The following is a 25,329-nucleotide window of genomic DNA, read 5'->3' as shown; positions in this document are numbered from 1 at the left end:
ACGCTCTCCGGGACCTTGCTGTCCTTCGCCGCGATAGTTGAACAGTGTGCTTCGGCCGCGGCCTAATATCAATTTCAAGTCCACAAGCGGCGACTTTTGGCGTCGCCGGGGCTTGTCATGTTTGAGATTATGGACTTCATACCAACCGTATGGTATGCTTGAGTTATGCCAAGACCAACCAAACAATCCCCCGAGCGCGGCGATGCGCGCACGCGCCTTCTGGAAGCCGCGCGCGACTTGATCCGGCGCAAGGGGTTCGCCGCAACCTCAGTCGATGATCTCTGTCAGTCGGCCGGTGTCACGAAGGGCGCGTTCTTCCATCACTTCAAGACGAAGGACGCGCTCGGCGTGGCGGTAGCAAATTTCTGGGCCGAGACAACCAGCGCACTCTTTGCCAGCGCGCCTTACCATGAGCCGCACGATCCGCTGGACCGGGTTCTGGCGTATCTCGATTTCCGCAAAGGGATCATCGGCGGCGAGACGTTTGAATACACCTGCCTTGTCGGCACCATGACGCAGGAGGTGCATGATAGCGCGCCCGCGATCCGGGATGCCTGCGCCGCCAGCATCTTCGACCATGCCGCCACGCTGGAGGCCGACATCGAAGCGGCCCGCAAGCAGCGTAACATTGTCGCTGACTGGACTGCCAAGAGCCTTGCCCGCCACACGCAGGCGGTCCTTCAGGGTGGGTTCATCCTCGCCAAGGCCACCGGAGACCCGGACCTCGCCCGTGAAAGCGTTGATCATCTCATCCGGTATGTGCGCGGCCTTTTTGGGGTGGAGCCAGATACATCTGAAACCAGCTACAAGGAGAAATCAACATGACCAACCAGCGCATCACCGTGGAAACGACAGTTGCCGCCTCCGTTAAAGAGGTGTGGAGCGCCTACACCACCCCAGACGACATCATGCAGTGGAATTTCGCAAACGATGATTGGTGCTGCCCGCGCGCCGAAGTGGATCTTCGCCCCGGCGGCAAGCAGATCGCCCGTATGGAGGCGAAGGACGGAAGCATGGGTTTCGACTTCGAGGGCACTTACAAGGAGATCACGCCGCACAAGTCACTCCTGCTGGTTCTTGACGACGGCCGTAAGTCCCGCACGACATTTACCGGAAGCAGCGGAAAGACCCATGTCGTGACCACCTTCGACGCCGAGGCGCAAAACCCGATTGAGATGCAACGCGACGGGTGGCAGGCGATCTTAAACAATTTCACTACCTACGTTGAAAGCAAGCGTGGCTGAATATGGATGGGGCCACCCGGCTTAAATGCTGAGCCCCAAACCACAAAAACATTGGAGGAATTTTAGATGGAATATGCCTCGAAAGTGCGGACCTGCTTCTGGTTTGAGAAAGGCGGACATGATGCCGCGCAGGAATATGTAACGTTCTTGCCAGACAGTAGGATTGAGGCCGTGCGCGAAAACGGCCAACCAGACGACCCGATGATCGTTGAGTTCACGCTGGCAGGTGCGCCCATGATGATCTTGACCGCTGGGCCACATCACAAGCTGACACCCGCCGCATCGATCTCTGTGCTGACCGAGGATCAGAATGAGACGGACCGGCTCTGGGCCAAGCTGACCACAAAGGGCGGTGAGGCAGGGCGGTGTGGCTGGATCGTGGACCGCTTCGGCGTGTCTTGGCAGATCGTGCCGAAGCGAATGCCGGACCTGCTGGCCAGCGAAGATCCGGGCGTGGTGAGCCGCGTGAGCGAGGCGATGATGCAGATGGAGAAGATCGACATTGCCACCCTCGAAGCGGCCGCCGCGAAGGAGCCAACGCATGGGTGAGGCAACACAGATCGGTTGTGCCTGTGGTCAGACCCACCTTGAAGTCGAGGGGAGGCCTATTGCGAGCGTCGAATGCTGCTGCACCTCCTGCCGCGAGGCGGCGGGGAGGATGCAGGGTCTTGAGGGCGCACCCCGGACGTTGACCGATCACGGCACGACGCCCTTCGTCATGTATCGCAAGGATCGCGTGCGTTTTCTTGCGGGGGCCGCCAACCTGGCCGGGTTCCGCCTGTCGCCCGAGGCCCCCAGCACACGGGTGATCGCCACCTGCTGCAACACGCCCGTCGATCTGGAGTTCAAAGGCGGACACTGGCTGAGTCTCTACAGTGGACTCTGGTCGTCCGGCACAAAGCCTGAGCCCACGATGCGCACCATGGCCTCCGATCTCCCGGAGGGTGCCACGCTGCCAGACGACATTCCCAACGCAAAGAAGCAGAGTCTTGGCTTCTTCGCCAAGCTCTTCGGGGCTTGGGTCGCCATGGGTTTCCGCAACCCAAAGACGCCAAACACGGGAGAGGTCAATGTCTGACGCTGACCCGAAAATCGAAATTGAGAGTGTTACGTCACCGCATCACGTCCAACGAGTGGACAAGGCAAGATTCATTGCTATGCGCGATGCCTTGCTTCCGGTTCTGCCGTCCGAGGCCCCAGGTATATCCATAGCCGAGGCAAAGGCCGCGTTGTTGTCGGATCTGTCACAGGAATTGTTTCCGGGCGGTGAGAAGGCCGGATGGTGGCTGAAGGCAGTGCAACTCGACCTCGAAGCCAAAGGCGTGATCGAGCGCAGCGGCAAAGGACCGGTCCGGCTCTTCAAGACGGAGAAGCCGACATAAGAAGATTGCCCGATAAACCCGTTCGAAAGAGATGGCCGCGGCACCATAGCTGACATTGAAGCAACGCGCAGCATTAGTAGTTTAGGGCTCAAAGCCGCCGTTAGCTGCAACCAGCTCCGAGGTCCGCTGGGCGGGACCTTTCAGACCTTCGCTGCGTCTGCATGGTTTCCGCGGTGCTTTGTGGAGGAACGACGGATCGCCGACATTCGCGGCATGTTGTTCAAACGGCAGTTGTCAGTTTGTTCAGTATAAGGAACACTAAGTCCTCAACGGTCGACACTTGCAAGCATTGCGCCTTGAATTTTAGGCTAAGGCCCTGGACCTACATTAGCTGCTTTTGGCACTGGAAGCTGTAGTCATCCCTAAGTCCCGGCATTGTTCATCGCGCAAACGATATATCCGCCATCATACGGTCAGGGTTGTTGCGATCCGTCGCGCGCAGCCGCAATGCGTCGCCGGCAATGCGCCATTCGATGTTCTGCGCTACTTGGCGCCCCGTCTGCGGATCGAGTGCGCTGAAGTTAAATGCGACAATCTTGTCGCGCTGTATTCCTACGACTCGGGCGCGACCCACACCGTCTGGGTTTGTCCACTGGCCGGTGATCCGCGCAGACCCCTCAGTGCTGCTCAGGATTCCTGCGATGCTCAGACGGCGTCCCGGCACGATGCACTGACCGGCAAGCGTAAGCGTTCTCTCGGCCGGGTCGTAGTGGTTGCTCAACTGACAGCGCAGTGTTTCTTGGGGGCCCGTGACCGTTTCCCGCGCCCATCCTGATCCACTCCATGTGCCTGCCATATCGGCCAAAGGCTCTGCGCTAGCCGCTGCAGCACTGAGCAAAATGAATAGAGTCATTCTAAACAGAAACATGGCGTGATCCTTTCAAGATCAGTAGGGCGGGTAGTAGTAACAGATCCACCAGCAGCGCGGCCCAGAGCGTCAGGATCATCATACCGCCGAATAAGCGGATCGGGGTGAACTCACTCAGCAGCGTCACGCTGAGCCCAATAGTCAGCAAAAGCGTTGTGACCACCATGACCTGGCCCGCCGCGCGGGTTGCAGACTTGACGGCTTCCCTCTCAGACTGGCCGGCATTGCGCGCAGCAGCATAGCGGCTGAGGAAATGCACCGTATCGTCTATGGCGATGCCGAAGGCGATGGTCAGGGCCAGCACCGCTGTGGGGGTAAGTTGACCTTCGGCCCATAGGTGGAGAGAGGCACCGGTCAACATCAACGGCAAGGTGTTGGGAATGATCAAAGCAGGGACAAGATTGGCAGAGCGGAAGGCCAGAGCAACCAGAAGTGTGGCCCCAAGTGCGGCCGCGACCAAACCCATCGACAGCTGCGATACCAAATCGACGGCCTCTCGTCGCATGATTGTCGGCAGACCCAGAACTCGCTGCGCGCCTCTTGCGCGTGCTGTGTCATATAGCTTGTCAAAGGCGGCAAGGGTATCGGGGCTACGCATGGGTTCGGGGACTGACACAAAAATCCGCGAGGCCCCCGAGGTGGCGCGCAGTTGCCCGACAAGGGCTTCGGGCAATGCTGCCATATCCTTTGACGTCGGGCGCAGCGTCGGACGGCCAAGCCACCGCGCGACGTCGACTTCTGCGAGGATTGTGCCCGCCCCGGTCAGACCCTCCAACTCGGTGACCAGCGCGTGGGTTTGATCCCAATCTCCGTCCGTTTCGATGATCATCTGAAAGACACCGCCAAAATCCTGCGCTATTCGATCGTTGGTCTGCACCATGGCGCTGTCGTCGGGCAGGTTCTGATAGAGCGGGAACCACGCCGTGGTCTGGCTGAACCCCCACGCTGCGCCGGTCAGCAGGGCAAAGCAAAGTGCTACGGTCACGCCTGGACGGGCGGTGCCAAGACCAGCAAGGACCTGCGCCACAAGCGCTGGAGATTTGGGCAAGGGACTGTTTGAGAGCGGCAGGCATTTGGCCAACAGGGCAAAGCTCACCATTACGATGACAAAAGACAGCAACGTTCCAACCGCACCAAGAATGGCGAACTCAAACAGTTGCGCATTGCCGCTAAGGGTGATGCTGGCGAAGGCGACGGCTGTGGTAAGTGCGGTCAGCCCGCACGCCGGGCCGACTGCGCTGACGGCCTCCCGCGCCGTGCCGCCGCTCTTGATATGGCCAGCCAGATGCACCCCATCCGCAACGCCGAGCACCAAAAGCAAGACAGGGATCACGTTGCTGAGCACGGTGATCGGGTAGCCCAGCCAGACCGATAGCGCCAGCACACCCGCTGCCCCCGCAACCGCCGGGGCTGTGGCAAGAAGCACCATGCGCAGATCGCGCAGCAAAATGCAGGCGGCCAGCGCGATTGCCAAAACGCCCCAAATGTTAAGGGAGATTAGACTGTCCTTCAGGCCCGCAACGATCTCGGCGCTGATAACGTCCTCGCCTGTGATGCGCGCGGAGAGGGCCGGTTGCAGAACCCGGTCAAGGCGCGGGGCTATCTGATCCACCACCTGCGTCACCGTCGTTTGATTGGTATCGACCGAAAGTGCCAGTAAGACTGCCGTGGCGGAGGAAGTGACAAAGGTCGGCAGCCCCGTTTGCAAGGTGCGGAAGGCCGTGAGGTCCTGCGCGAAATTCTCAGCGATCTCGGGACCGAACACCGGGGTCCCAGACGGCGCGTCGCGGTCGGGGGGCCAGCGCAAAACGAAAGGTGAAGCAACGGCAGTGACCCCCTCAATGAATTCAAAGTCCAGCGACAGGTCGCGCAGGGCGCCCATCTGTTGGGCAGTCAAAGGTTCCGGTGATTCAACATGGACAAGGACAGTGCTGAGCGGTGGGTCTTGCTCTGCCGCATAGGCGCGTTGCGCCTGCGATAATGGGCTGTCAGATAGAAACGTCCGGTGGATGTCTTTGTCGAAGGTCACATGTGACAGGCTGAGCGCGATGAATGCCACGAGAGCCAGTAAGGCAGCCGTGGCGGCCTTCGGAAACCTCAGAGCCAGAAAGCCAATGCGCTCTGAGCCAAACCCGATGCCGAGGGGCACTCTATCTGGCACGCAGCGGGGCAAGCGCCTTGTGTTCAACCCCGATACGCACCCAGAGCATCGCTGCGTTGAGAAGAGTGAACACTAAAGCGACCCAGACGAGGCCAAGCACCATGGGGGCCACGATGATTTCGGCGACGACAAGCATGTAATTCGGGTGCGAAAGGTATTTGAACGGGCCACGCACCACCAGCGGTTCTTCAAGTATGATGATGCGGGTGGTCCAGCGGCTGCCAAGCGACCTCAATATCCACAGACGCATGAGCTGAAGCAGGTTGGCCACTCACCTGAGCCCAAAGCGAAACCAGGAGAACCGCTGCGGCGGGAAGCCCGGGCAAAGCATAGGCTGGCAATATGTTTGCGGCGGGCGTGAAGAGGATCAGCGGCGCAACGACCCAAAGTGCGAGATAGCTGTGCCAGCCCCGGTCATTGCCCGTCACCTCGTTGACGCAAGAACCCGCCCGGGGAAGTAATGCCAAGAAAAACAAGCTCCACGGCAGAAACGTAGCCGAAGCATAGAGCCAGATCAGGCCTTTGGGCTGCTGATGGCCGGACCCGTAGAGATCCCCCTGCCAGCCCGGCACGACAAAGCGCTGGAAGTGTTCTCCAACAAGAAAATAGCGCAGGAAACCCGGTGTCTTGATCTCGGCCAGGATATACCACGGAAGGGTCAGCGCTGCAGCGATCAACAGCCCGGACAACCAGGGAAACCCCTGTAATTCCCGCCAGCGTCCGGTCACCACGAGCCATGGCAGAAGCGCGATCATTGTGATTGCAAGCGCGACCGGTCCCTTCGCCAAAAGGCCGATCGCGATGCCGACAAAGAACCACCGTCCCCATGCACTGCGCGCGGGGCTGTCCATCAAGCAGTTGTAGAAGCCGATCATGCTTAACGTAGTGCCAAGCACCATGCCCATGTCCGTCATCACGAAAGCCGACGCGCCGAAAAACATTAAAGATGAGGCGAGCACCGTGGTCACGACAAGAGCCTGATCTGCGCCTCGATGCTGGCGCACCCAAGTGAAAATTAGGCTTAACACCCCCAACGACGCAGCAAATATGAATATCCGTGCGCCGAAGGCCCCAACGCCAAAGAGCTTCATCCCCAAGGCAGACAGCCAAGTATGTAAGGGAGGTTTGCCCCAAAACGGGACGCCATAGTCGAACTGAGGTGTGACCCAGTCCCCGGTCTCGACCATCTTACGCGCGATCTCGGCATAACGGGCTTCTGTTGAATCTGTGAAAGGCCACCAGAACATGGCAAGCAGGCGCACAGCGAACAATGCACCGAGTGCAAACAGCAGGAACCGTTGGTCACTGCGGGTTAAAGCGAAGCGCCTCTCATGCTCGTGCCGCACGGATATTGCGAATTTCGGATCTATTGCGACCATAATGCCCTGTCCTTTTTCTCAGGGCATAAGACGGTGGTGGTCTGCGAAAGATGGTCGGCACTATACCGATCCGTAATATTACGAAGATGGTGCAAAGCCGCAAAGCAGGCTATTTTCTCAATACCTTATGGAGCTTGAGCGCAGATGCGGGTGCTTGTTGTAGAAGATGATGGCGAGACGGCTGAGTATATCTGCACCAGCCTAAAGGCGCTTGGCCATGTGACGAAACATGCGTCTGATGGCAAACAAGGCTTCCTCGATGCGCTGGACAATGACTTTGATGTCATCGTAGTCGACCGGATGCTGCCCGGCTTGGATGGGTTGACCCTCGTCAAATCAGTGCGCGGTGCGAACGTTGATACGCCGATCCTGTTCTTGAGCGCGCTCGGCGGTTTGAACGACCGGGTGAATGGATTGGAAGCTGGGGCGGACGACTATCTTGTGAAACCTTTTGCGTTTTCAGAGCTTTCCGCGCGCCTAACTGCACTTGCACGCCGCCCCCCGATGCAGGCCGAAGAAACGCGACTTCAGGTCGCTGATCTGGAGATCGACCTGATCCGCCATACTGTGTGCCGATCCGGTCAGGAGATCGCTGTGCAGCCGCGCGAGTTTCGCTTGCTGTCTTATCTGATGAAGAACGCCGAGCGGGTGGTGACACGCACCATGTTGCTGGAAGCGGTCTGGGATTTTCACTTCGACCCGAACACCAATGTCGTCGAAACGCATATCAGCCGTCTGCGCAACAAGATCGACAAACCCTTCGACCAGCCGTTGATCCATACCGTTCGAGGCGCGGGATACAGTCTTCATGGATAAGCCTAAGCGCAAGGGCCCTTCAGCGTTGCGGACATCCATACGGCTGTCTTTGCAATACTCGTTTCTCTATTCGGTGCTCTCTGCGCTCGTTTTCGCATTGGCATATTGGTTTACGCAATACGAGGTCCAAGACTGGGTGCTCGACCAAATGCGCAGCGATGCGGCCACGCTCGTTGAAATCTTCGAGCTGGGCGGCGATGAGGTGCTGGTCGACCGCGTCGACGCCCTTGCCGAAGTCAGTTTTCAAAATGCCCGGGTCTACCAGCTTCTGAACGCCGACGGCGCTATTGTTTCCGGCAACTTGTCCTCGACCGTTGAAAGCCCTTTGCCCGACTATCTTCCGGCACAGGAATTGCCGCTCGGTGGAGAAATTCACGACGAAGTCACCGGCTATTGGCTGCGCGCAGATGACGTCGGCCCCTATCGCCTGATCCAAGGGGCAGGCGACCATATCGTCTTGGAGATACTGGAAGCACTTGGCATGGCTTTGGTGGCGGGCTATCTGGCGGTTGTGATCCTCGGCCTTATCGTCGGTGTCCAAATTGGCCGCATCACCGAGCGACGCATTTCAGCCATATCCAATACTTTAACAGAGGTCTCCTCTGGCAACCTCGCTTCCCGTATTCAAATTGCCCCAAACGCGCGCGATGATTTGTCGCGGGTGTCAACCGAAATCAACAACATGCTTGGCCAGATCAACCGCCTGCTCGAAAGCCAAGAGCAGATCTCGAATGACATTGCCCATGACATGCGCACGCCGCTTCAGCATCTTCGGCAGCGGTTGGAAAAACTACGAGACAGTCCGACTATCCGGCCGGACGACATTACTGCCAGTCTTGATCAAACTGAAGAAATCATAGCGACCTTTAACGCCCTTTTGCGCATTGCGCAGATTGAGGGAAGTGACCGTCGTGAAAGGTTCGCGTGGAACGACCTGCGTGAGGTCATAGGCAATGTTACGGAAGTCTTCGAGCCTACTGCCGAGGATGCTGGTATTGAGTTGACCATTAAGGTGCCGGACGAACAGCTTGAGGTTTTTGGGGATAGGAACCTGCTGACGCAACTGCTGTCAAATCTTGTCGAGAACGCGATCAAACATTGTCCGGCGGGGTCTAAAGTTCTGGTCTCGGGCGAGAATACCCCAGAAGGGCTGATCTTGCGGATAACTGACGATGGGCCGGGAATCGAATGCCGGGATCAAGAGCGGATTTTTCACCGGTTCTTCAGAGGCGAAAAAAGCCGAAATAGTCCAGGGAATGGCCTTGGCCTGGCATTAGCAAAAGCGATCTGCGACCTGCATGGTGCCGTAATAACTGTGTCGGACAATGATCCAGGAACTGTGTTCGAGATCATGTTCCTGACGTAAATCCGATCAGTGCCTGATCATACCTGGCTTTGCCGTATTCAAGAAATGCCGTTAATTCGCCTCATAGCAGAAAATGCATGAGAAAATGAGCAGTGACGCCAATGAACCGAACTGACACTCCCCCCTTCCAATCTTGTTTGAAGGCGATTCACGGCTCAACGGTAGAGTTCCGGATTTGGGCGCTCTGGTCGTAATCCCAATCCAATGATCCGGCCAGGCAGGTTTCGGAGCAACGGCACGCGTGTCATGATCCGCAATAGAAATGGTGAGCGAAAATCAGAGCCGCTGCGCAGTGCCTTCAGAAGAACGCGATTCTGGATCAGGACTTGCAGCCTTTGGGTTGCGCGCGTTGGCCATTCGCGACGGCGCTGGACTGCTGCGAGCTCGTCCCCTGACGGCGTGCCGCGCCGCAACGGGGTCGCGAGAACGTTGGCGGAGGCCACCGCGTCCTGCACCGCGAGGTTCACGCCGACGCCGCCCACCGGCGACATGGCATGAGCCGCATCGCCGATGCAAATCAGCCCTGGCCGCCACCAGGTCTCCAGCCGGTTCACCTGCACACTTAGGATTTTCACCTGCTCCCAGTTCTCCAATTCATGGACGCGATCGGCCTCGAAAGGAGCGACTTTTGCCAGCTCCGCGCAGAATGCTCCGATTCCCGCCGTCTTCTTCTTCTCGAAGCCACCCTTGGGAATGACGTAGGCGCATTGCCAATAGTCACCACGATTGATCATGATAAAAATCTGACCGGCGTCGAAGCGGCCCTGCGTTTCCTCCGTATCGGAGTCGAGGCGCGACAGCCGGAACCAGAGCACGTCGATCGGTGCGCCGAGTTCTTTAATCGTCAGGGCCGCGTCCGCCCGCAGGCGCGACCCACGCCCGTCGGCCGCGACCGTCAACGGCGCTTTGATATCGATCATGCCCTCGCGTGTTTCGGCACGGACGCCCGTTACGTTCCCGTCCTCGGTCAGCAAGGCGCGGCCCTCGGCGCCCATGCACAGGCGGAAGCAGGGATATTGCTTCGCCTTTTCCGCCAGAAAGCACAGGAAGTCCCATTGCGGCATCATCGCGATGAAAGGGGCATGAACCGGCAGGCCGGAGAAATCTGCAATCTGCACCCGGTCCGGTCCGACTTGCCCGAAGAGCCTCGACACCCGCTGATGAGGCAGGTCCAGAAACTCGGGTAGAAGGCCGAGATCGTGCATCAGCTCCATGGTTGATGGGTGAATCGTGTCGCCGCGAAAGTCGCGCAGGAAATCGGCGTGCTTTTCGAGGACGACAACGTCGATGCCGGCGCGGGCCAACAAGAATCCGAGCGTTAGTCCGGCCGGTCCGCCGCCCACGATGCAACACTGCGCTGAAATCTCTTCTGCCACGTGCCGTGCCTCCTCAGATTAAGATGGTGCGTAGAGTATCGCACGATCTGACCGTCCCGACCACGTTCGGCCGTTACAGCAGCGGCGTGACAGCGCAGGACGACAAGCTACGTCCTCCGGGTCGCACTGATTATCAATGCGCGATGGCGGCCGAGGTCTAACCCGCTAAGCACCCGTTTTCGCCAACACTGCGACTGATTGGTCTGTTGCAAGTGACATTGCGTTGAATGTCGGCTCTGGGCCGTCCCCTGCAAAGAACGCTATTCTGCGGCTGCGAATAGCCTCAAGCTCTGCACGGTCACTAAGGGCTCGTTCCTGCCGTTCGCTGCAGACAACACCAGGGTCGGCTAAAGGCCGATATGCCCTCCTTGACTGACCGGGATCCAGGTTCAAGTGCCGGGGCTTTGAAACAGTGACGTGCAAGCTTAAGCTTAGCAAAACGACGCAAGAAAATCATGCTGCACGGTCGCAACAGAGCGCGCGAATTTCTTTCCGCGCTCTACTAATTTTTTGATGCTCAATAGCGGGGGCGGCTGCAAATGCCCGCATCATCACAGAAAACGCCCGCAAGGCCGCCGATGATGGCGCCGTGGTCGGCGTTTTCATCCATAGCTTTCGCCGCGCCATAGCCGAGCGCTGCGCCTGCAAGCCCGCGCTCTACGTCACTATCGAGGGCGATATTGGGCGCGCAGGCAGAGATAAGCGCAGTGGCGGCGATGAGGGGGTAGAGTAATTTCATGTTAGTCTCCTGAGGGGCCGAGGATGCACCTTCGGCATTGTAGGGTATCGGGAGGATTGCGAAGAATTGTGCTCTCGCTGTCCCCGACCGATGCATTTCCCTTACGCCACAGGTCCGCTGATATCCGATTGCGAAAACAGATTTAGGACGTGCTATCCAATATCAATGTGACTAATCGCTTGCTTTAAGGCGGCGAGATCAAAACCACAGTCCAGAAAACACGACCGCCAGCCCGCCCGCGCAAAGCGCAACCGTTGACAAGGGCCGTCGCGCTCCGATTAAACCGAATGAAAGCATGGTCAGCCCCAACGCAACTCGACCAGCCGCCAATAGAGCTGCCAATGGAGCTTCCGAAAGTCTTAGCATATCTGGATTGGCGACCATGCCCAGCGGGATGACATAAAGTCCAATACCAAGCGCCATCGCGGTTAGAGCGACCTTTAACCAGTTCTCACCAATCATCCCCGCGGCGATAAAAACAGCGCCGCAAACCGGAGGCGTGATTGTCGATAGAAGCGCGAACCAAAAGACAAAGAGATGCGCTTGAAGCGGCGAAAGTCCCAGTTCGATGAGCGCAGGACCGGTCACCGAGACGCAGATCACATAAGCAGCTGTGGTCGGCACCTCCATGCCTAAGATGAGACAGGCGACCGCCGTCAACAGCAAGGACGGCCAAAGAAGCCCGCCCGACCCCTCCAGAATAAGCGAGGTGATTTTCACGCCGAGCCCGGTGATCGACAGCACGCCAATGATGATCGAAGCGCAAAGGATGATGGACGCGATCAATGAAACCTGTCGCGCAGCATTAAGAACTGCACTTGTCATCCTTATGGCAATCTGGCGCGCCCGGAAAGTGAGTTGGGCGTTGAAAAACAAGAGCAGCGCCGCTGAGAGGATCGCCATAGCCGCCGCGTATTCAGGCGTGAATTGCGCGATAAACATGCCCCAAAGAAGGACCGAGAAGGGGACAAGGAAGAAGAGTGAGGTAATCACTACGTCACGCATCACAGGGCGATCCGCTTCAGCTATTCCCTTCAGCGAGAAGCGCTGAGCGTAGGCGTTAATCCCCACCCAGACCGCAACGAAGTAGAGTAACGCTGGAAGCGCTGCGGCGGCCATAATGCCAATGTAGGGCACGCCGGTAAGCTCGACCATAACAAAGGCACCTGCGCCCATCAGTGGCGGCATAATCTGACCGCCCGAGGAGGCAACGGCCTCGACAGCTGCGGCGAGACGTTTGGGATAGCCGAGCTTGGTCATCGCGGGCAGTGTGATCGCGCCGGTGGACGCGACATTTGCGGACGCTGAGCCAGAGATCGAGCCGAACAGCGCGGACGACAAAACCGAAACCTTCGCCGCGCCGCCCTTCAGTTTGCCCGCTGCGGCCGCCGCGACATTCATGAACCCTTGTCCCGCTTCGCCAGCGTTCAAAACAGCGCCGAAGATGACGAAGATCGCCACGACAGAAACGGAGACACCGGTGAGCGTCCCCCAAATTCCGCCTTCGGCGATGGTCAGTGTTCCGAAAAAACTTTCTAGTGGCGTGCCAGAATGCCCGAACTCTCCGGGAATATACTGTCCAAAAAGTCCGTAGAGCAGCGCCAGTGCGGCAACCAGTGGCAACGGCAAACCGATCACCCGCCGCGCCGTTTCCAGCACCACCAAGAGCAGCGTCATCGCCACCGCGAGCTGAAAATTGCTCTCGATAAACCCGTATTGATCCCCGAGCGCATTGCTGTTGAAGGCCACCCAAAGCGCCGCGGCGATGCCCAATACCGCCAAAACGCCGCCGGTGGTCCGTCGCAGCGGTGTGCGTGCGTCAAAGACCAGAGCGAAGGGTAGGATGAAAGCCATGTGTAGCGGTCTGCTGATAAGGTTCGGCACCAGACCTGAAAACACCAGAACCAAGTGATAAGCGACCAGCGCGACGGCAAGCGCGATCCAGAAACTCGCCGCCAATCGGCTTTCGGGAAGGTTTGTCATGTATGGGGGTCCGGCTTTGGCTGGGGAAGCGCGGCGCGGAAAGCCCGCGCCGCTTACCTTGTTATTGCGAGGTCTCTGTCGCGATCCCGGCTTCTTCGTAATAGCGCAGCGCGCCGGAGTGCAACTCGGTGGTTATGTTGCTCATCAACTCTGGCGTGACATTGCCCCACCACGGCGAAGTGTCGGCCATCTTCGCCTTGTTTTCCCAATAGGTCTTGGTCAGTTGATAGGCCGTTTCATCGTCCATCTTTGTGGTCGTGAAGGCGACAACGGGCAGAGCGGTCGTGGTCACATCCTGCTCCTGGCCCGCATAGGTCCCCGCTGGAATGACAATTCGCGTCCGTTTGGATTGCGCAATTTGCTCGTCTGACAACGGAATCACAGTAACGGGGGTGGAAGCGGCGGCTTCAACGACATTTGGCGCAGGGAATGAACCGGCAGTGACAAAGCCATCAATCTGCCCGTTCTTCAAGGCGGCTACGGCGTTGCTTAATTCCGCATCCGCGATCTCGACACTGTCCGACAGCCCAAACATATCCAGATACTTTGCCCCTTCGGTGGCGCCGAAAGACCCTTTGCCCAGCAAGATGCTCTTGCCTTCCAAATCAGCAAGCGAGGTGGCTTCGCTGGCTTGAGACATCACGAAATGCATGGTCAGTGAAGGGATTGGGAAAAGCGCACGAATTTCGTCGAAAGCAGGCGCGGTTTTGCCCTCAAACATAGCCTTGCCGTTCTGGGCCAAACCAACAAGAGAAGGAGGGGTGGTAAAGACATAGTCGGCCCCACGCGCGCGCACTTCCATGACGTTCTGGACAGAGCCTTGGCTCTCTTCCACTGTAACCGAGATGTCCCCGCTGCTGCCCGCTTTCATAGCTTCGGCAAGCTCCACACCCATTTGATAGTAGGACGAGCCCGATTTGGCCGACTTATAGGTCACACGGGTCTCAGCACTCACGGCAGCGCCCACCAGCCCCACGGCCAATGCCGCGCAAATAGTTCGTCTTAATGCATTCATGGTTTTTCCTCCTCCAAACCCAAAGGCAAGCTTTCCCCCCTGGCAAAATAGCTGCGGGAATGCCTCCGAGTGACTTTGTGGCAGCACGCTACGGCATTGTCGAGAATGGGGTTTTGCTGTCGGGTCTGGCGTGAAGGTCATTTTGGCGGACCGCTACAGTCTTGTAGGTTTGAAGAAGCGCGCCGAGGGCGGAAAGCGGTCGTTCGTTATGGGCGCGAAGCGAACTGGGCCGACCATTGGAAGCAGAACTTCGAGGGGAATTCAGCCTGAGGTTCATGGCGCATCGCCGCAAATCAGCTATTCCAGCCCTTTTCACTGTCGCAATCTAAAGAATACATGGGTTCGAAAGCGGCTGTCCGAACAGCCGCTTTCCTCTGCATGCCTGACGGCACCTGCACCCTTGCGACATACCAATCATCTTTAGTCGTATTTGATCTCAGAAGAGATGGAGCCCCTCAAGATGCGTTCTGCTCTGAATGCTTCAGCTCGTGCAGAACTCGCAGATTGTTTCTTTGAAGAAGGCACCCCGCGCTTCCAAAGGCAGTGAGGATAGACCGGGTCCGGTCCAGTCGGCCTCAAGCCGGTAGAGGGCCTTGGCATCGATACCGTGGGCAAAGATGTAGGCTTCGGCACAGCCCTCGTCCTTCGCATTGATCAGTATGTAATGGGCACCGTTAATCTCAACGGCCTCGATCTCGCGGATATCCAACGTTTCAAGCAGGCCCGCGGATGCGCCGGACACAGGTTTGTTTGTCCGGATCGCGAATTGGTCTGCCGAAGCGGCGCAAGTCGTGACGAAGACGAGGATCATTGCACCTTGGGTCAATTTCATGAGTTGCATTTCGTGTCCTTTCAGGTTCGGGGTTAGTATTTTTCACCCGGCAGGGTATCTTCGTCGGAAAGACCAAATCCGACATGCGGGGCGGTGGTGGGCTTGATGGGAGGTTAAGGAGGTGCGTTTCGTCAAACGAAGAGACACGAAATCCTCTGAAATCAATCTTGGGATAGCGTTTCTCGATTGCTCAGTCGGACGGCTTTTTTGCCATGATGGCAAGGAACTGGACCTGCGGCACCAGTCGCGCGAGGTGCTCATGGAGCTTGCAAGGGTGCCGGGTGAGACGGTGAATCAAGATGCGTTGATCGAAGAGATTTGGCAGGGTCGCGCGGTAACCCCTGACAGCGTCGCGCAATGCATTGCAGAGATTCGGCGGGTCTTGGAGGACATCGACAAGCGCATCGTGGAAACGGTGCCGCGTAAGGTTTATCGGCTGGTCCCGCCCACCGCGGCCGTGCCGGATCGGTCGTCACGTAAGCAACAACTGGCCCTGCTTGCCGTTATGGTCCTTTGCATATGCGCGTTTGCATTCGCCTTGCTGAGACCCGGAGCGCCGCCAGGGCCCCCGGTGATCGCGGTCTTGCCGTTCGACGACTTCAGCCCGCTGGAATATCAAGGCTACCTGAGCGATGCGGTGAGCGACAATATCACCACCCTGCTGGCACGCTATCCGCAATTCCTGATCATCTCTCAGAGGTCCAGCTTTACCTTTCGTAACTCCGACCTTCCCGTGTCGGACATTGCTGACCGGCTCGGTGCCGATTTCGTGCTGGAAGGCAGCCAGCAATACGACGGCACACACGTGCGCACGACGGCCCGGCTGATAGACGGTGCGACAGAAGCGAGTCTCTGGGCCGATGAATTCGACGTGCCCCTGGACGAGCTCTTGCGCGCGAACAGCCGGATCAGCCGTAAGATTGCAAATGCGGTGGGGGAAAAGGTAGTCGACATGGCCGAGCCACAGATGTCGGACGGCGATGTCAGCGCCTTGCTGATCGCGAACGCGGCACAGAGCCGGATCATGCGAAATTTCTCACGGGACAGTTTGCTGGTCAATATCGCGGAGCAGGAGCAATCCATCAGGGACTATCCCAATTCCGCCTGGGGACCGCTGGGCCAGGCTCTGTCGCTTCGCATCGGGCTGCGCTATGGCTGGGTTGAGGGGGATGAAGATGCGATCCGCCAACGGATGGACGATCTTGCCCGCAGGGGGGTGGAGCTTGACCCCAACAATTTCCTTGCCTTTCATGCGTTGGGGCGCGTGCTGATGTTCAACCGTGATGTTGAAGGTGCAATCAGCGCCTTCCGCCGCGCAGTAGATCTGAATCCGTCGTCATCATTCGCCCGCAACGCTTTGGCGCAAGCGCTGGCCTTCGTCGGCAAAACCGAAGAAGCGCTTGAAGAGATTGCCGACATCGAGCTGATTGATCCACTTTACGGGCATGACACGAATTGGACCAAAGCGCGTATCCAGTGGCAAAGAGGTGCCTGCGACGAGGCGCTCGACACGTTCACAGCCGCGCCTTCCATACCCGTGGCCGCAAACAAGACGCTGGCCGCAATCTACCTTTGTCTTGGCAATGCGGATATGGCAAAGACCGCGATGACGGCTTTCCTCGACGAAAATTCCGAATGGACCGTGGCACGCGAACGAGCACTGATAACCGGCATGTGGACAGCGCCAGGGTTGGCAGATCGCTGGCTGGAATCGTTGGAGGCCGCGGGCATGCCTTCGTGAAACGCGTAAGGGCACTAACGTAAACCCGCTCTTAAGTTCTCATCAGCAGTGCCCATGAACACCAAGCGCAAGCTATACATCGGGGAAGAAGATACCCACTTCCTATTCATCGGACCCGCTAAATATTCATGTCATTGAAATAGCTGATCTTCTGTGAGTCTTCTGGTTAGGCTTCAGCTAAATGAATGACCAACCGCCTTGCATTTAGTTACAGCTATTTGAGCAACCGCTTATGGCCGACAATACGGCCCTCATTTCATGCCGAACGGAAGGCACGAATGGCTACTATCATGAGCGAGCCAAAACCCTTCAACTACTGCTGAGGTCTTGAACGGGATTTTTGGTAGCTTCAGACAACTTGTTTGATGGGCGTTCCAAAAACAAGCGGATATGCCTTGTTTCAAAAGAGCTTGGGCTTCTCATGAGTAACTGCATTAGCTAGCAAAACGTTTTCGCCAATATTGGGTGTCCAGTTTTCGCCGTGCTCTAGGACGCAAGCTACCTCGCCTCCCACATCGTCTTTGTATTGCACGAGCGTCCAGCTTCCACCTATGCCAGATGCCCAGACGTAAGTGTCTTCGCCTTGCTGAGAAGCGAGTGTTTCATTGTGCCAATCTACAAGGCCCGATTCAAGCTCAGCCGTGGGCATGCAGATCGAAAGATTCTGTGCTGAACCTGCCGTTGCGGCTGCCATAAACAAAAAGATTGTGATTAAAGAATTTTTCATTTTACGCCTCTCTCAAGCAAACCATTTAGCGGATGATAAGTTCCAGAGGATTGGAGAAATTAATCCGAGAGAGGTGGTCGCGGAAAGTCGGTCCAGTTGTCCCTGTGGTCAATGCTAGGTCATAACCCCTTTCCTAAGCCTCCCAAAAACTACCCTTTTAGCACCGGCATAAACCAAGGTTTTGGAGAACTGCCTGAAGGTCAGTCGTGCAGGCTTTTCCGACATTGTATTCTTGGGCCGTATAGGCTGTGTTGGAGTGCAAATTTCAAAGAGATGACGAATGACCGCTATCGAAATCCGCCGCATAAACGAGTCTGATAAATCCGAATGGCAGATGCTCTGGCCCGCTTACAATGAATTCTACGAACAGGAAGTCGAGAACAGAAAAACAGATCGGGTTTGGCAGTCTTTGCGAGGGGGATCTGGAGAACCTTTTGGCTTTGTGGCGGAGCAGAATGGCAGGCTCGTCGGCTTCACCCACTATTTCTTTCTGCCGTCAACTTCTGACTGGGGGCCTCGCTGCTAGTCCGGTTTCCGCCTTTCATCCAAGAGGTCTTCTCAACTGTAGCGGAAACTGTGCGTCCGCAGCGAATGGCAGCTTCGTCCCGCACAGAGGACAATCATGCGATGGGCAGCTAACGACCGCTTCGAGCCGGTTTGAAAGGTTTTGCGCTTTGCACGAAAGGCTGTGTCCTATCGGATTTTGTCGCTCTTACGCAGGCGGCTCATTGTGACGGGTGTGAAGCCCAAATAGGACGCAATCAACGTATGGGGAAAGATGTCTTCATAGCCGGGATATGCCTGGCGAAACCATGTAAGCCGCTCAGCGCCGCTAAGTGCGGCGAGACACCACTCTCGCTCCACCTTCCGGCTCAATGCTTCCCGCAGAATACCGTTGGCCCAATTGCGGACCGGTTCAGCCGAAATCATCCAATTTGAAAGCACTTCACTGTCAATCCGTGCCAGCGTGGAATCGGCCATAGCCACAATGGATACAAGCGACAATCCGTTGCGTGTTCGAGCAATATTTGGCGTTACAACGCTGGGACCGGCATAAAAACTGACGCAAATCTCTTTGCCGTCCTGGTCACATATACTACTCGACAGATACCCTTCCAAAAGTATGAATTCACCTGTTTCGGATTGTTCTTGGCGGGAAAGGTGCGCCCCTTTCTTTAAGTGCCGCCGTGTCCAACCTGATAAGAAATCATCCGAGTAAGCCATGTCTGACAGGTCAGATGACTGCATCAGGAAAGTCCGTAAATCCATCTTCGAGTGCCTTATCAAATGATAATGTGGGTGAAACTCTCTGCGGGCATGTGTGGCACAGATCAGGGAGTTTACAAAATGACGAACAAAATTCTGTCAAAGCACATTGGAAAATTTGCGGTTGGTTCAGGTTTGATAGCTGCGTCTATCTATGCGCTGATGACAAGTGTCACCCTTGCTCACATCGAAGCGGTTTCGGGGCAGGTCCCATTCGACATGCGTCCGTCAGGCTATGGCCCGAATGAGGCTGTGGCGCTTCTTGACACGCTGGGAGTGGACGGGCGCGGATATTACATCACTCGCCAGATTGCTTTGGACACCATTTATCCAGCTATGCTCGCGCTGACTATGGTTGCCGCGATCTACTGGCTTGGACAACGCACACCAAACAGGACGCTTGTCCGCTTTGGCATCGCCTTTTCGGTTGTTGGCGGCCTATTCGATTATGTCGAAAACCTTGGTATCGTAGCGATGATCTGGAGCTGGCCAGAGGTTTCTGTTCCCTTGGTCTGTGCCGCCAGCTCGGCCACGATAATCAAGTCAGTTTCAACAACCTTGGCTGTGATGCTCGTGCTTTTGATGGGATTGAACTGGATCCGGCTATCAAAAGCCGACCTTCATCCATAGTTGGGCACCGGCAGCTTCGTCCGCAATGCGAACGTTGGCGTGCCGGGTGGCGAACGTCCGGGGTGAGCCCACAACGGACCTGCTGATTTTGTGCAGCGTGCGCTCGCAGCGTGGAAATTACTGCGACAGCTAAAATTCTGTTGTTGCAACGCGGCGTGAAAACCAGTCATTCGAACAATTTGCAGCGAAGGAATGATAGCCAAAGGATCACAGTGCGGACCTTCCTGCCGTTCGCTGCGACCGCTCAGTTTTCGCTGCGGTTACGAAGGCTTTTGGAATGAAGGTCGGATACCGGACATTCTCTGCATGGGAGGACAAATAGGACCGACGCGCCAACAGCGGACATTCAGCTATCAACAATACTTGATCTTCCGTCGGCGTCAAAATTTTCTCAGTCCGAGTCTAACCCATGGCAATGGATTGACGGAGCTTGCCTTATGCGTCTGCGGAGACATCTGACGCGATGTAGGGTATAATAACCTTGTTAACCCAAGGTGCGTCCAATGAAGGATCGATACGGATACTCTATATCGACAAACTCTCCAACGGCGCGAGACGCTTATGTTCTGGGGCTTGATCGCTTCCTCGGCGCTGAGATCGGCGTTGTCGCGACATTGCAGCGAGCCGTTGAGGCGGACGCTGATTTTGCCCTCCCTCATGTAGTTCTTGCACGCTATCGCCAGCTGATTGGCGACCGAACGGGTGCCAAGCTGGCGCTTGAAACCGCGCGACAGTGCAAGCGCGTGCAGACCGACCGCGAGCGCCGGCAGATCAATATCATTGGTCTGTTACTTGCCGGCCAAAGTGCCGAAGGATACCGCGCCGCACGAGAGCAACTGAAAGACTACCCCCGCGACGTTCTGATCGCGCAGGCATGTCTTGGCGTCTTGAGCCTAATAGGGTTTAGCGGCCAGCCGGGCCGCGAAGCCGAAAACCTTGCATTGGCCGAGATCTTGGAACCTCACTACGGCGATGACTGGTGGCTGCAAGGTCTGCTTGGCTTTGCGCAGGTTGAGGTAGGCCAGTTTGACCGCGCAGAGCAAAGCATCGCAAAATCGCTGGCCGCCAACCCGCGCAATGCCCATGGCGCGCATTTTCAGTCGCATCTTTATTACGAGACTGGGCAGACCGACGCCGGATATGTCTTCATCACAGACTGGCAGAGCGCCTACGAAAAAGAAGGCCAGATGCACTGCCACATTGCTTGGCATATTGCGCTGTGGGCGCTGGCGCGGGGCGATATCGACGAGATGTGGCGGATCGTGGACAGCGATATCGACCCGAGGGGTGCTTGGGGGCCACCGTTGAACGTGATGGTTGATCTGGCGGCTGTGCTTTATCGCGCGGAACTGGCCGGGATCGCGGTGCCGCAAGCACGCTGGCAGGTGGTTTGTGACTATGCAGCTGAGCACTTCCCAAATCCGGGGCTTGGTTTTGCGGATGTGCATGCTTCGCTTGCCTATGCGATGGCGGGCAGGTCAGAGGCGTTGGAACGGATCATCACGGGTGCCAAAGGGCCAGTCGCGCAACTTGTCAGCTCACTGGCCGAAGCCTTTGGAGCCATTGCTGACCAGAACTGGACGCGAGCCAACGATTTGTTGACGCTTGCACTATGGGATCACGCGCGGCTTGGTGGCAGCCGCGCGCAACGGGATCTAATCGAATACGCGTCGGTCGGAGTGCTGCTACGACTGGGGCGCCATGATGAAGCGCACAGGCAAATCGCCATGCACCGACCCAAGGCCGCCATCAGCAACGCGGTGGCGGGATTCTGACCAGCGTCCAGTGAAGAGGTCATATTCTTATCACCCACGAAAAACTGCAACTCTTATATACCGGTCGATTACTTCTAAGATTATGCTCCTTTCCCGAGTTTGAGGCGAAGGGGCTTTCAGTTCAAAAGATGTTCCGCTCGAACGGATTGGCAACACCTACCTGAAGACGACCAAGTAGACCGTGTTAATATTCCACGAGTTCAATTAACTCGAGGATCATCTGCGTCTTGTAGATAAGTTATTTTTAATGGACCTATGCTATTTAGTTGAATAATCGTCTCTTCTTCTACCCATGCGAAATGAGCCATGCCTGACGGCAACACCACAAGGCTGCCTGCTGCCAACAGTGGTGCTGCAGATCGGTCAAGGATGTCACCAGCCGTTAGCCCCAGTTTTCCGGAGATAACTGTAACGATTTCATCTTTAGGGTGGGTATGCGGCGGGATCGTATAACCTGCAGGAAATTTCAGACGCAGGGCAAACGGGCCCTCTTCAGCAGGGTTTCCATACAGGACAGCGATTTGAGCGCCCTCCGGAAGGGACGGAGGGCCTTGCTGGAATTCTACCTCATCTGGAATGACGACCGTATGATGATGTTCTTGAGCACTTGCCGGCGGCATGAAAGCAGTCACTGCCAGCACCGCGGCAAAAGCACCCAGCCTATACGATGGGATTACTGAACTAAACATATCTCTCTCCTACGAATGGGTTGCGAGCAATGTTGCTCCTTAACGAACCCATAGTCGCAAACTACCGTGGAAGAGGACGTGGTTACCTTCATGGAAATCGGCGTGGAAAATAAAGGCTTAAACAATTAGCTAAGAAAGACCTTAGCTGCTGCTGATCGTAGGAGTTTGGCTTGGTCATGTTCAAAATGAAAAGCCGCCAGAAAGTTATCGATACCGTAGCCAGCCTGCATCGCATGGATGGTGCTGGTCAGCTCGCGCGCTTCGGTCACCCTGCCAGCGACCGAAAGACAGATCGCTGCCAACCCATAAATATTGACGTGCGCATTAGGTCGCGCAGCCGCGCGCTTGGCCCACATGGCAGCCTCTTCGAATTCCTGAAGCCGGAAATGAGCGATCGCACGACTGCCCAAGATGCCAAACATAAGCGGGTCATATGGACTGAGAGAACGCGACAGGTCTGACGATTGGATTGCCGCATGGGGGTCTCCGGTCTGAGATTCAACGAAAGCCAATGAATAATGGCCCAACGCGAAGTTGGGACTAAGGTCGACCGACTCGCGCAATGAAAAAACAGCCGCGTCGTTTTTCTTTCTCAGCCAAAGCGCACGTCCCATTGCCCAGTGCGCTGCGGGATCTTTCTCGTCAGCTAAAAGACTTTGTGCTGCAGCTGCATAGGCGAGATTGGCCTCCACGACAGGGTCGGACCAGTTCTGAAAGGCACTCTGCCAGTGTGTGAATGACAGCCCAGCAAACGCCCTGGAGAATGTAGGATCGAGGGTCTTAGCGCGTTCAAAATAGAGCTGAGCTTGTGCGTTGTCGTGCTTCGTAAAGCGATACATGTGCCAGAGCCCACGGTGATGAGAGCCCCAAGCGTCAAGAGAAGAGGGCGGGCGGAGAATGGCACGATTACGCTCGGATTGCTCGATTTCGCCCATCAGCGCCGACGCAATCCAGTTGCCCAGATCGTTTAACGCCTCCATGAGGTTTGCGCTGGTAACTTCGCAAACATCTGTCCAGACAATGCTGCCGCACGAGGTTTCGACGAGTTCGAGCTCGAACCGCAAGGTGGACGATTGCTGGCGTAAGGTCCCAGTTGCCACGTAGTCGACGCCAAGCCTAATACCAGCTTCAGCTGGATCAAGCCCGTGGTTCTCCAGTGCTTGAACCGATGCACGGGCAATAATCGAGATACATCTGAGCTTTGCCAAACGGACGATGACGTCATGCGTCAATCCGTCGGCAATCTCGATATATGGCTGATCACTCTGCACAGCGAAAAAAGGCATCACAGCCAGTGAAGACCGTCTGTTATTAAACTTAGAATTTAAGCCTTCATTGTCATTAGTTTGAATGACTTCCGCAGGATGGATAGTTTCCGCCATCACCACGCGGCCGATTGATCTGGCGTCTTTTGCAGCCTCACGCAGCCCAGTCAACGGCAGACCCTCGCCAAAGAATAATTCCTCTGTCGTCCTTAAATGCGTCTCAGCTTCGGCGAACCGACCATGGGTCAAAAGATGAGACAGCAGCAGGCGATGCCCCTCAATTTCAAACGGAGCGAGATCGAGCCATTGCTCGACAGTTCTTGGAAACGCTGGATCATCGAAAGGGGTCGCCTTCGCAAGCGCCTTTGCTAATGCGCTTGATGCAGAAGAAAAGCAGCGCCTTTGAGCCGACAGCCAAACCGAGGCAGCCGTGCCAGACAGCTCCATGTCGCCAAGAAATATCTCTCGATGCCGATCCGCAAAGACCGAAAGTTCTGGCAGCGTTGTCGGCAAGCCTTTTTCCAACTCTACCAATTCAAGCGCGTCAACGGTGCATCCTGCGAGATCAATGCCAATAGCATCTTCGTGAGTGACAATGCGCGGATGCTCCGGTGTGTCGATACACTTCCTCAATTTACTTAAATGCCAGCGTAGCTCGGCCCTGGGATCATTCGGCAAATCCCAGAGCAGGTCGCATAGACGTGAGCGCCCCATCGGTTGGCCTTCTGTAACAAGGATAGCGAGAAGAGCGCGCAGTTTTCGCGACTTAGGCAGGGGCACAGACATACCATTACGCGTCACGCGCACTGTTCCGAGCAGACGGATATCGAGCGCGTCTGTCCCGCTCGACCGCATGTTCAGATCAGATTCCACGGAAGTTTCCACGGTGCCTCCCACTCAGGAGTGATGCATCGGTGATACCATGAAAACCTGACAATCCATATTGGAAAAGGAGCGGGGCATGTCCCTCGATACGCAGATCAGGATGACAAAAGGACGAGGGCACCTATATAACTCGATCCTCGAAACGATCGGCGACACGCCGACTGTTCGGATTAACAACCTCGGTCCGTCCCATGTCACACTCTATGTCAAAGTGGAGGCCTTCAATCCGGGAGCTTCCGTCAAGGACAGGCTCGCGATCGGTATTATCGAAGCAGCGGAACGGTCCGGAGCACTCAAACCGGGTCAAACGGTTGTCGAGGCCTCCAGCGGCAATACGGGCATCGGCCTTGCCATGGTCTGTGCCCAGAAAGGATACCCTCTCGTCGTCACGATGGCCGACAGTTTTTCCATCGAACGACGCAAGCTGATGCGTATTTTTGGAGCCAAAGTCGTTCTGACGCCCCGCGCGGAGAAAGGTTTTGGCATGTATCGTAAGGCGGCGGAACTTGCAGAGGCGAACGGTTGGTTTCTTGCCAGCCAATTTGAGACGCCTGCTAATGCCGCCATTCACGAGGCGACGACAGCGCGCGAGATTGTTGCTGACTTCGCAGGGTCGCGGCTTGACGCTTTCGTCACCGGCTATGGAACGGGCGGCACCTTTGCTGGCGTTTCGGCACATTTGAGACGCGAGCGGCCCGACACTCGGATCATCCTCACCGAACCTGCCAATGCGCAACTCCTCGGCAGTGGTGGGCGACAAGAGCGGAAGGACGGTGGTGCTCCCGCCGCCAGTCACACAGCATTTGAGCCACATCCCATCCAAGGTTGGACACCGGATTTTATTCCGCAGGTGCTGCAAACGGCGCTCACCAACAATAGCTATGACGAACTGCTGCCGGTAACGGGTGCTGACGCGATAGCATGGACCCTTAAGCTGGCCAGCAAGGAAGGCATCCTGACGGGCATTTCCGGCGGGGGAACTTTTGCTGTAGCCGTCAAAGTGGCCGAAACTGCTCCGCAAGGTTCGGTCATCCTGTGCATGCTACCGGACACCGGCGAGCGCTATATGACGACTCCGCTTTTCGAAAGTATCGCCGACGAAATGAACGGCGAAGAATTGGCACTGTCGCAATCCACTCCCTGTGCTCAGTTCGCGGCGGAATGAAACAAAAGGCTTAGTCGCTTAGCCC

Annotated in this window: 25 protein-coding genes; 12 read left to right on the top strand and 13 right to left on the bottom strand. The window is 56.6% G+C overall.

The genetic code is table 11. The annotated features are described in order from the left end of the window. Positions 1–165: 165 nt before the first annotated feature. The 5 genes from DSM14862_RS13570 (at position 166) to DSM14862_RS13550 (ending at position 2,626) form a co-directional block, all read left to right on the top strand. Positions 166–825: a TetR/AcrR family transcriptional regulator gene (locus tag DSM14862_RS13570; protein ID WP_007117834.1), complete on the top strand. Its 660-nt coding sequence runs from the start codon at positions 166–168 to the stop codon at positions 823–825. Beyond that, positions 822–1,244: an SRPBCC family protein gene (locus tag DSM14862_RS13565; RefSeq protein ID WP_007117833.1), complete on the top strand. Its 423-nt coding sequence runs from the start codon at positions 822–824 to the stop codon at positions 1,242–1,244. Before DSM14862_RS13570 ends, DSM14862_RS13565 begins: the two co-directional genes overlap by 4 nt. Positions 1,245–1,310: 66 nt before the next feature. Further along, complete coding sequence (locus DSM14862_RS13560) at positions 1,311–1,793, top strand: VOC family protein (RefSeq protein ID WP_007117832.1); 483 nt, start codon at positions 1,311–1,313, stop codon at positions 1,791–1,793. Then, complete coding sequence (locus DSM14862_RS13555; RefSeq protein WP_007117831.1) at positions 1,786–2,322, top strand: GFA family protein; 537 nt, start codon at positions 1,786–1,788, stop codon at positions 2,320–2,322. The genes DSM14862_RS13560 and DSM14862_RS13555 overlap by 8 nt, the downstream gene beginning before the upstream one ends. Next, positions 2,315–2,626 carry a DUF6958 family protein gene (locus DSM14862_RS13550; RefSeq protein ID WP_007117830.1) on the top strand — a complete coding sequence of 104 codons (312 nt, stop codon included), beginning with the start codon at positions 2,315–2,317 and terminating at the stop codon, positions 2,624–2,626. Before DSM14862_RS13555 ends, DSM14862_RS13550 begins: the two co-directional genes overlap by 8 nt. Before the next feature lie 379 nt (positions 2,627–3,005). Here the strand turns inward: DSM14862_RS13550 and DSM14862_RS13545 are convergent, their stop codons facing one another. From DSM14862_RS13545 to DSM14862_RS13530, 4 genes are read right to left on the bottom strand one after another with little or no spacing between them, the layout of a single operon-like run. Beyond that, entirely contained in the window at positions 3,006–3,494 is a 489-nt protein-coding gene (locus tag DSM14862_RS13545; RefSeq protein ID WP_007117829.1) for a hypothetical protein, read from the bottom strand. Continuing rightward, on the bottom strand, positions 3,481–5,655 hold the full coding sequence (locus tag DSM14862_RS13540; RefSeq protein ID WP_243254273.1) for an efflux RND transporter permease subunit: 2,175 nt from the start codon (positions 5,653–5,655) through the stop codon (positions 3,481–3,483). Before DSM14862_RS13540 ends, DSM14862_RS13545 begins: the two co-directional genes overlap by 14 nt. Next, positions 5,645–5,905, bottom strand: a complete 261-nt coding sequence (locus DSM14862_RS13535) for an isoprenylcysteine carboxylmethyltransferase family protein (RefSeq protein WP_243254272.1) — start codon at positions 5,903–5,905, stop codon at positions 5,645–5,647. The genes DSM14862_RS13540 and DSM14862_RS13535 overlap by 11 nt, the downstream gene beginning before the upstream one ends. Next, entirely contained in the window at positions 5,844–7,034 is a 1,191-nt protein-coding gene (locus tag DSM14862_RS13530) for an ArnT family glycosyltransferase (RefSeq protein ID WP_007117826.1), read from the bottom strand. Before DSM14862_RS13530 ends, DSM14862_RS13535 begins: the two co-directional genes overlap by 62 nt. 144 nt (positions 7,035–7,178) lie before the next feature. On the opposite strand from DSM14862_RS13530, the gene DSM14862_RS13525 reads away from it, so the two are divergent. Together DSM14862_RS13525 and DSM14862_RS13520 are read left to right on the top strand one after the other, a co-directional pair. Further along, on the top strand, positions 7,179–7,850 hold the full coding sequence (locus tag DSM14862_RS13525; protein WP_007117825.1) for a winged helix-turn-helix domain-containing protein: 672 nt from the start codon (positions 7,179–7,181) through the stop codon (positions 7,848–7,850). Then, positions 7,843–9,216: a HAMP domain-containing sensor histidine kinase gene (locus DSM14862_RS13520; protein WP_083804520.1), complete on the top strand. Its 1,374-nt coding sequence runs from the start codon at positions 7,843–7,845 to the stop codon at positions 9,214–9,216. The genes DSM14862_RS13525 and DSM14862_RS13520 overlap by 8 nt, the downstream gene beginning before the upstream one ends. A gap of 155 nt (positions 9,217–9,371) precedes the next feature. On the opposite strand, the gene DSM14862_RS13515 is transcribed toward DSM14862_RS13520, so the two are convergent. The 5 genes from DSM14862_RS13515 to DSM14862_RS13495 form a co-directional block, all read right to left on the bottom strand. Next, positions 9,372–10,592 carry an FAD-dependent oxidoreductase gene (locus DSM14862_RS13515; RefSeq protein WP_007117823.1) on the bottom strand — a complete coding sequence of 407 codons (1,221 nt, stop codon included), beginning with the start codon at positions 10,590–10,592 and terminating at the stop codon, positions 9,372–9,374. A gap of 517 nt (positions 10,593–11,109) precedes the next feature. Continuing rightward, positions 11,110–11,331, bottom strand: a complete 222-nt coding sequence (locus tag DSM14862_RS13510) for a hypothetical protein (protein WP_007117822.1) — start codon at positions 11,329–11,331, stop codon at positions 11,110–11,112. A 198-nt stretch (positions 11,332–11,529) separates the two neighbouring features. Beyond that, on the bottom strand, positions 11,530–13,314 hold the full coding sequence (locus DSM14862_RS13505) for a TRAP transporter permease (protein ID WP_007117821.1): 1,785 nt from the start codon (positions 13,312–13,314) through the stop codon (positions 11,530–11,532). A 61-nt stretch (positions 13,315–13,375) separates the two neighbouring features. Continuing rightward, a complete protein-coding gene (locus tag DSM14862_RS13500) occupies positions 13,376–14,329 on the bottom strand; it encodes a TAXI family TRAP transporter solute-binding subunit (RefSeq protein WP_040700237.1) in 954 nt (317 codons plus the stop codon). A gap of 481 nt (positions 14,330–14,810) precedes the next feature. After that, positions 14,811–15,170 (bottom strand): hypothetical protein, encoded by a 360-nt coding sequence (locus DSM14862_RS13495; RefSeq protein ID WP_007117819.1) that lies wholly within the window; start codon positions 15,168–15,170, stop codon positions 14,811–14,813. A 112-nt stretch (positions 15,171–15,282) separates the two neighbouring features. Here DSM14862_RS13495 and DSM14862_RS13490 point away from each other — a divergent pair, with 112 nt between their 5' ends. Further along, positions 15,283–16,902 carry a winged helix-turn-helix domain-containing protein gene (locus tag DSM14862_RS13490; protein ID WP_113075651.1) on the top strand — a complete coding sequence of 540 codons (1,620 nt, stop codon included), beginning with the start codon at positions 15,283–15,285 and terminating at the stop codon, positions 16,900–16,902. Positions 16,903–17,302: 400 nt separating this feature from the next. Here the strand turns inward: DSM14862_RS13490 and DSM14862_RS13485 are convergent, their stop codons facing one another. Next, positions 17,303–17,629: a hypothetical protein gene (locus DSM14862_RS13485; protein WP_007117817.1), complete on the bottom strand. Its 327-nt coding sequence runs from the start codon at positions 17,627–17,629 to the stop codon at positions 17,303–17,305. Positions 17,630–17,909: 280 nt separating this feature from the next. Here DSM14862_RS13485 and DSM14862_RS13480 point away from each other — a divergent pair, with 280 nt between their 5' ends. After that, a complete protein-coding gene (locus tag DSM14862_RS13480; RefSeq protein WP_007117816.1) occupies positions 17,910–18,155 on the top strand; it encodes a hypothetical protein in 246 nt (81 codons plus the stop codon). Positions 18,156–18,322: 167 nt separating this feature from the next. Here DSM14862_RS13480 and DSM14862_RS13475 read toward each other — a convergent pair whose 3' ends face one another. Next, positions 18,323–18,898 (bottom strand): Crp/Fnr family transcriptional regulator, encoded by a 576-nt coding sequence (locus DSM14862_RS13475; protein WP_131541657.1) that lies wholly within the window; start codon positions 18,896–18,898, stop codon positions 18,323–18,325. A gap of 78 nt (positions 18,899–18,976) precedes the next feature. On the opposite strand from DSM14862_RS13475, the gene DSM14862_RS13470 reads away from it, so the two are divergent. Beyond that, complete coding sequence (locus DSM14862_RS13470; protein ID WP_131541656.1) at positions 18,977–19,525, top strand: hypothetical protein; 549 nt, start codon at positions 18,977–18,979, stop codon at positions 19,523–19,525. Positions 19,526–20,028: 503 nt separating this feature from the next. Next, positions 20,029–21,300 carry a tetratricopeptide repeat protein gene (locus DSM14862_RS13465; protein ID WP_007117813.1) on the top strand — a complete coding sequence of 424 codons (1,272 nt, stop codon included), beginning with the start codon at positions 20,029–20,031 and terminating at the stop codon, positions 21,298–21,300. A 200-nt stretch (positions 21,301–21,500) separates the two neighbouring features. Here the strand turns inward: DSM14862_RS13465 and DSM14862_RS13460 are convergent, their stop codons facing one another. Both DSM14862_RS13460 and DSM14862_RS13455 read right to left on the bottom strand, forming a co-directional pair. Continuing rightward, complete coding sequence (locus tag DSM14862_RS13460) at positions 21,501–21,989, bottom strand: cupin domain-containing protein (protein WP_007117812.1); 489 nt, start codon at positions 21,987–21,989, stop codon at positions 21,501–21,503. 125 nt (positions 21,990–22,114) lie between these two features. Next, on the bottom strand, positions 22,115–24,127 hold the full coding sequence (locus tag DSM14862_RS13455; protein WP_131541655.1) for a transcriptional regulator: 2,013 nt from the start codon (positions 24,125–24,127) through the stop codon (positions 22,115–22,117). Positions 24,128–24,215: 88 nt separating this feature from the next. On the opposite strand from DSM14862_RS13455, the gene DSM14862_RS13450 reads away from it, so the two are divergent. Next, positions 24,216–25,304 carry a PLP-dependent cysteine synthase family protein gene (locus DSM14862_RS13450; RefSeq protein ID WP_007117810.1) on the top strand — a complete coding sequence of 363 codons (1,089 nt, stop codon included), beginning with the start codon at positions 24,216–24,218 and terminating at the stop codon, positions 25,302–25,304. Positions 25,305–25,329: the final 25 nt, after the last annotated feature.

This window comes from Sulfitobacter indolifex, from assembly GCF_022788655.1.
Classification (GTDB): domain Bacteria; phylum Pseudomonadota; class Alphaproteobacteria; order Rhodobacterales; family Rhodobacteraceae; genus Sulfitobacter; species Sulfitobacter indolifex.
This window is presented reverse-complemented; position numbering and strand designations above follow the sequence as displayed.

Excerpts from the sequence above, each read along its gene's own strand:
- DSM14862_RS13570 (WP_007117834.1), top strand. The coding sequence starts at position 166 with ATGCCAAGACCAACCAAACAATCCCCCGAGCGCGGCGATGCGCGCACG.
- DSM14862_RS13565 (WP_007117833.1), top strand. The coding sequence starts at position 822 with ATGACCAACCAGCGCATCACCGTGGAAACGACAGTTGCCGCCTCCGTT.
- DSM14862_RS13560 (WP_007117832.1), top strand. The coding sequence starts at position 1,311 with ATGGAATATGCCTCGAAAGTGCGGACCTGCTTCTGGTTTGAGAAAGGC.
- DSM14862_RS13555 (WP_007117831.1), top strand. The coding sequence starts at position 1,786 with ATGGGTGAGGCAACACAGATCGGTTGTGCCTGTGGTCAGACCCACCTT.
- DSM14862_RS13550 (WP_007117830.1), top strand. The coding sequence starts at position 2,315 with ATGTCTGACGCTGACCCGAAAATCGAAATTGAGAGTGTTACGTCACCG.
- DSM14862_RS13545 (WP_007117829.1), bottom strand. The coding sequence starts at position 3,494 with ATGTTTCTGTTTAGAATGACTCTATTCATTTTGCTCAGTGCTGCAGCG.
- DSM14862_RS13535 (WP_243254272.1), bottom strand. The coding sequence starts at position 5,905 with ATGCGTCTGTGGATATTGAGGTCGCTTGGCAGCCGCTGGACCACCCGC.
- DSM14862_RS13530 (WP_007117826.1), bottom strand. The coding sequence starts at position 7,034 with ATGGTCGCAATAGATCCGAAATTCGCAATATCCGTGCGGCACGAGCAT.
- DSM14862_RS13525 (WP_007117825.1), top strand. The coding sequence starts at position 7,179 with ATGCGGGTGCTTGTTGTAGAAGATGATGGCGAGACGGCTGAGTATATC.
- DSM14862_RS13520 (WP_083804520.1), top strand. The coding sequence starts at position 7,843 with ATGGATAAGCCTAAGCGCAAGGGCCCTTCAGCGTTGCGGACATCCATA.
- DSM14862_RS13510 (WP_007117822.1), bottom strand. The coding sequence starts at position 11,331 with ATGAAATTACTCTACCCCCTCATCGCCGCCACTGCGCTTATCTCTGCC.
- DSM14862_RS13505 (WP_007117821.1), bottom strand. The coding sequence starts at position 13,314 with ATGACAAACCTTCCCGAAAGCCGATTGGCGGCGAGTTTCTGGATCGCG.
- DSM14862_RS13500 (WP_040700237.1), bottom strand. The coding sequence starts at position 14,329 with ATGAATGCATTAAGACGAACTATTTGCGCGGCATTGGCCGTGGGGCTG.
- DSM14862_RS13495 (WP_007117819.1), bottom strand. The coding sequence starts at position 15,170 with ATGCAACTCATGAAATTGACCCAAGGTGCAATGATCCTCGTCTTCGTC.
- DSM14862_RS13485 (WP_007117817.1), bottom strand. The coding sequence starts at position 17,629 with ATGAAAAATTCTTTAATCACAATCTTTTTGTTTATGGCAGCCGCAACG.
- DSM14862_RS13480 (WP_007117816.1), top strand. The coding sequence starts at position 17,910 with ATGACCGCTATCGAAATCCGCCGCATAAACGAGTCTGATAAATCCGAA.
- DSM14862_RS13475 (WP_131541657.1), bottom strand. The coding sequence starts at position 18,898 with ATGGATTTACGGACTTTCCTGATGCAGTCATCTGACCTGTCAGACATG.
- DSM14862_RS13470 (WP_131541656.1), top strand. The coding sequence starts at position 18,977 with ATGACGAACAAAATTCTGTCAAAGCACATTGGAAAATTTGCGGTTGGT.
- DSM14862_RS13465 (WP_007117813.1), top strand. The coding sequence starts at position 20,029 with ATGAAGGATCGATACGGATACTCTATATCGACAAACTCTCCAACGGCG.
- DSM14862_RS13460 (WP_007117812.1), bottom strand. The coding sequence starts at position 21,989 with ATGTTTAGTTCAGTAATCCCATCGTATAGGCTGGGTGCTTTTGCCGCG.
- DSM14862_RS13450 (WP_007117810.1), top strand. The coding sequence starts at position 24,216 with ATGTCCCTCGATACGCAGATCAGGATGACAAAAGGACGAGGGCACCTA.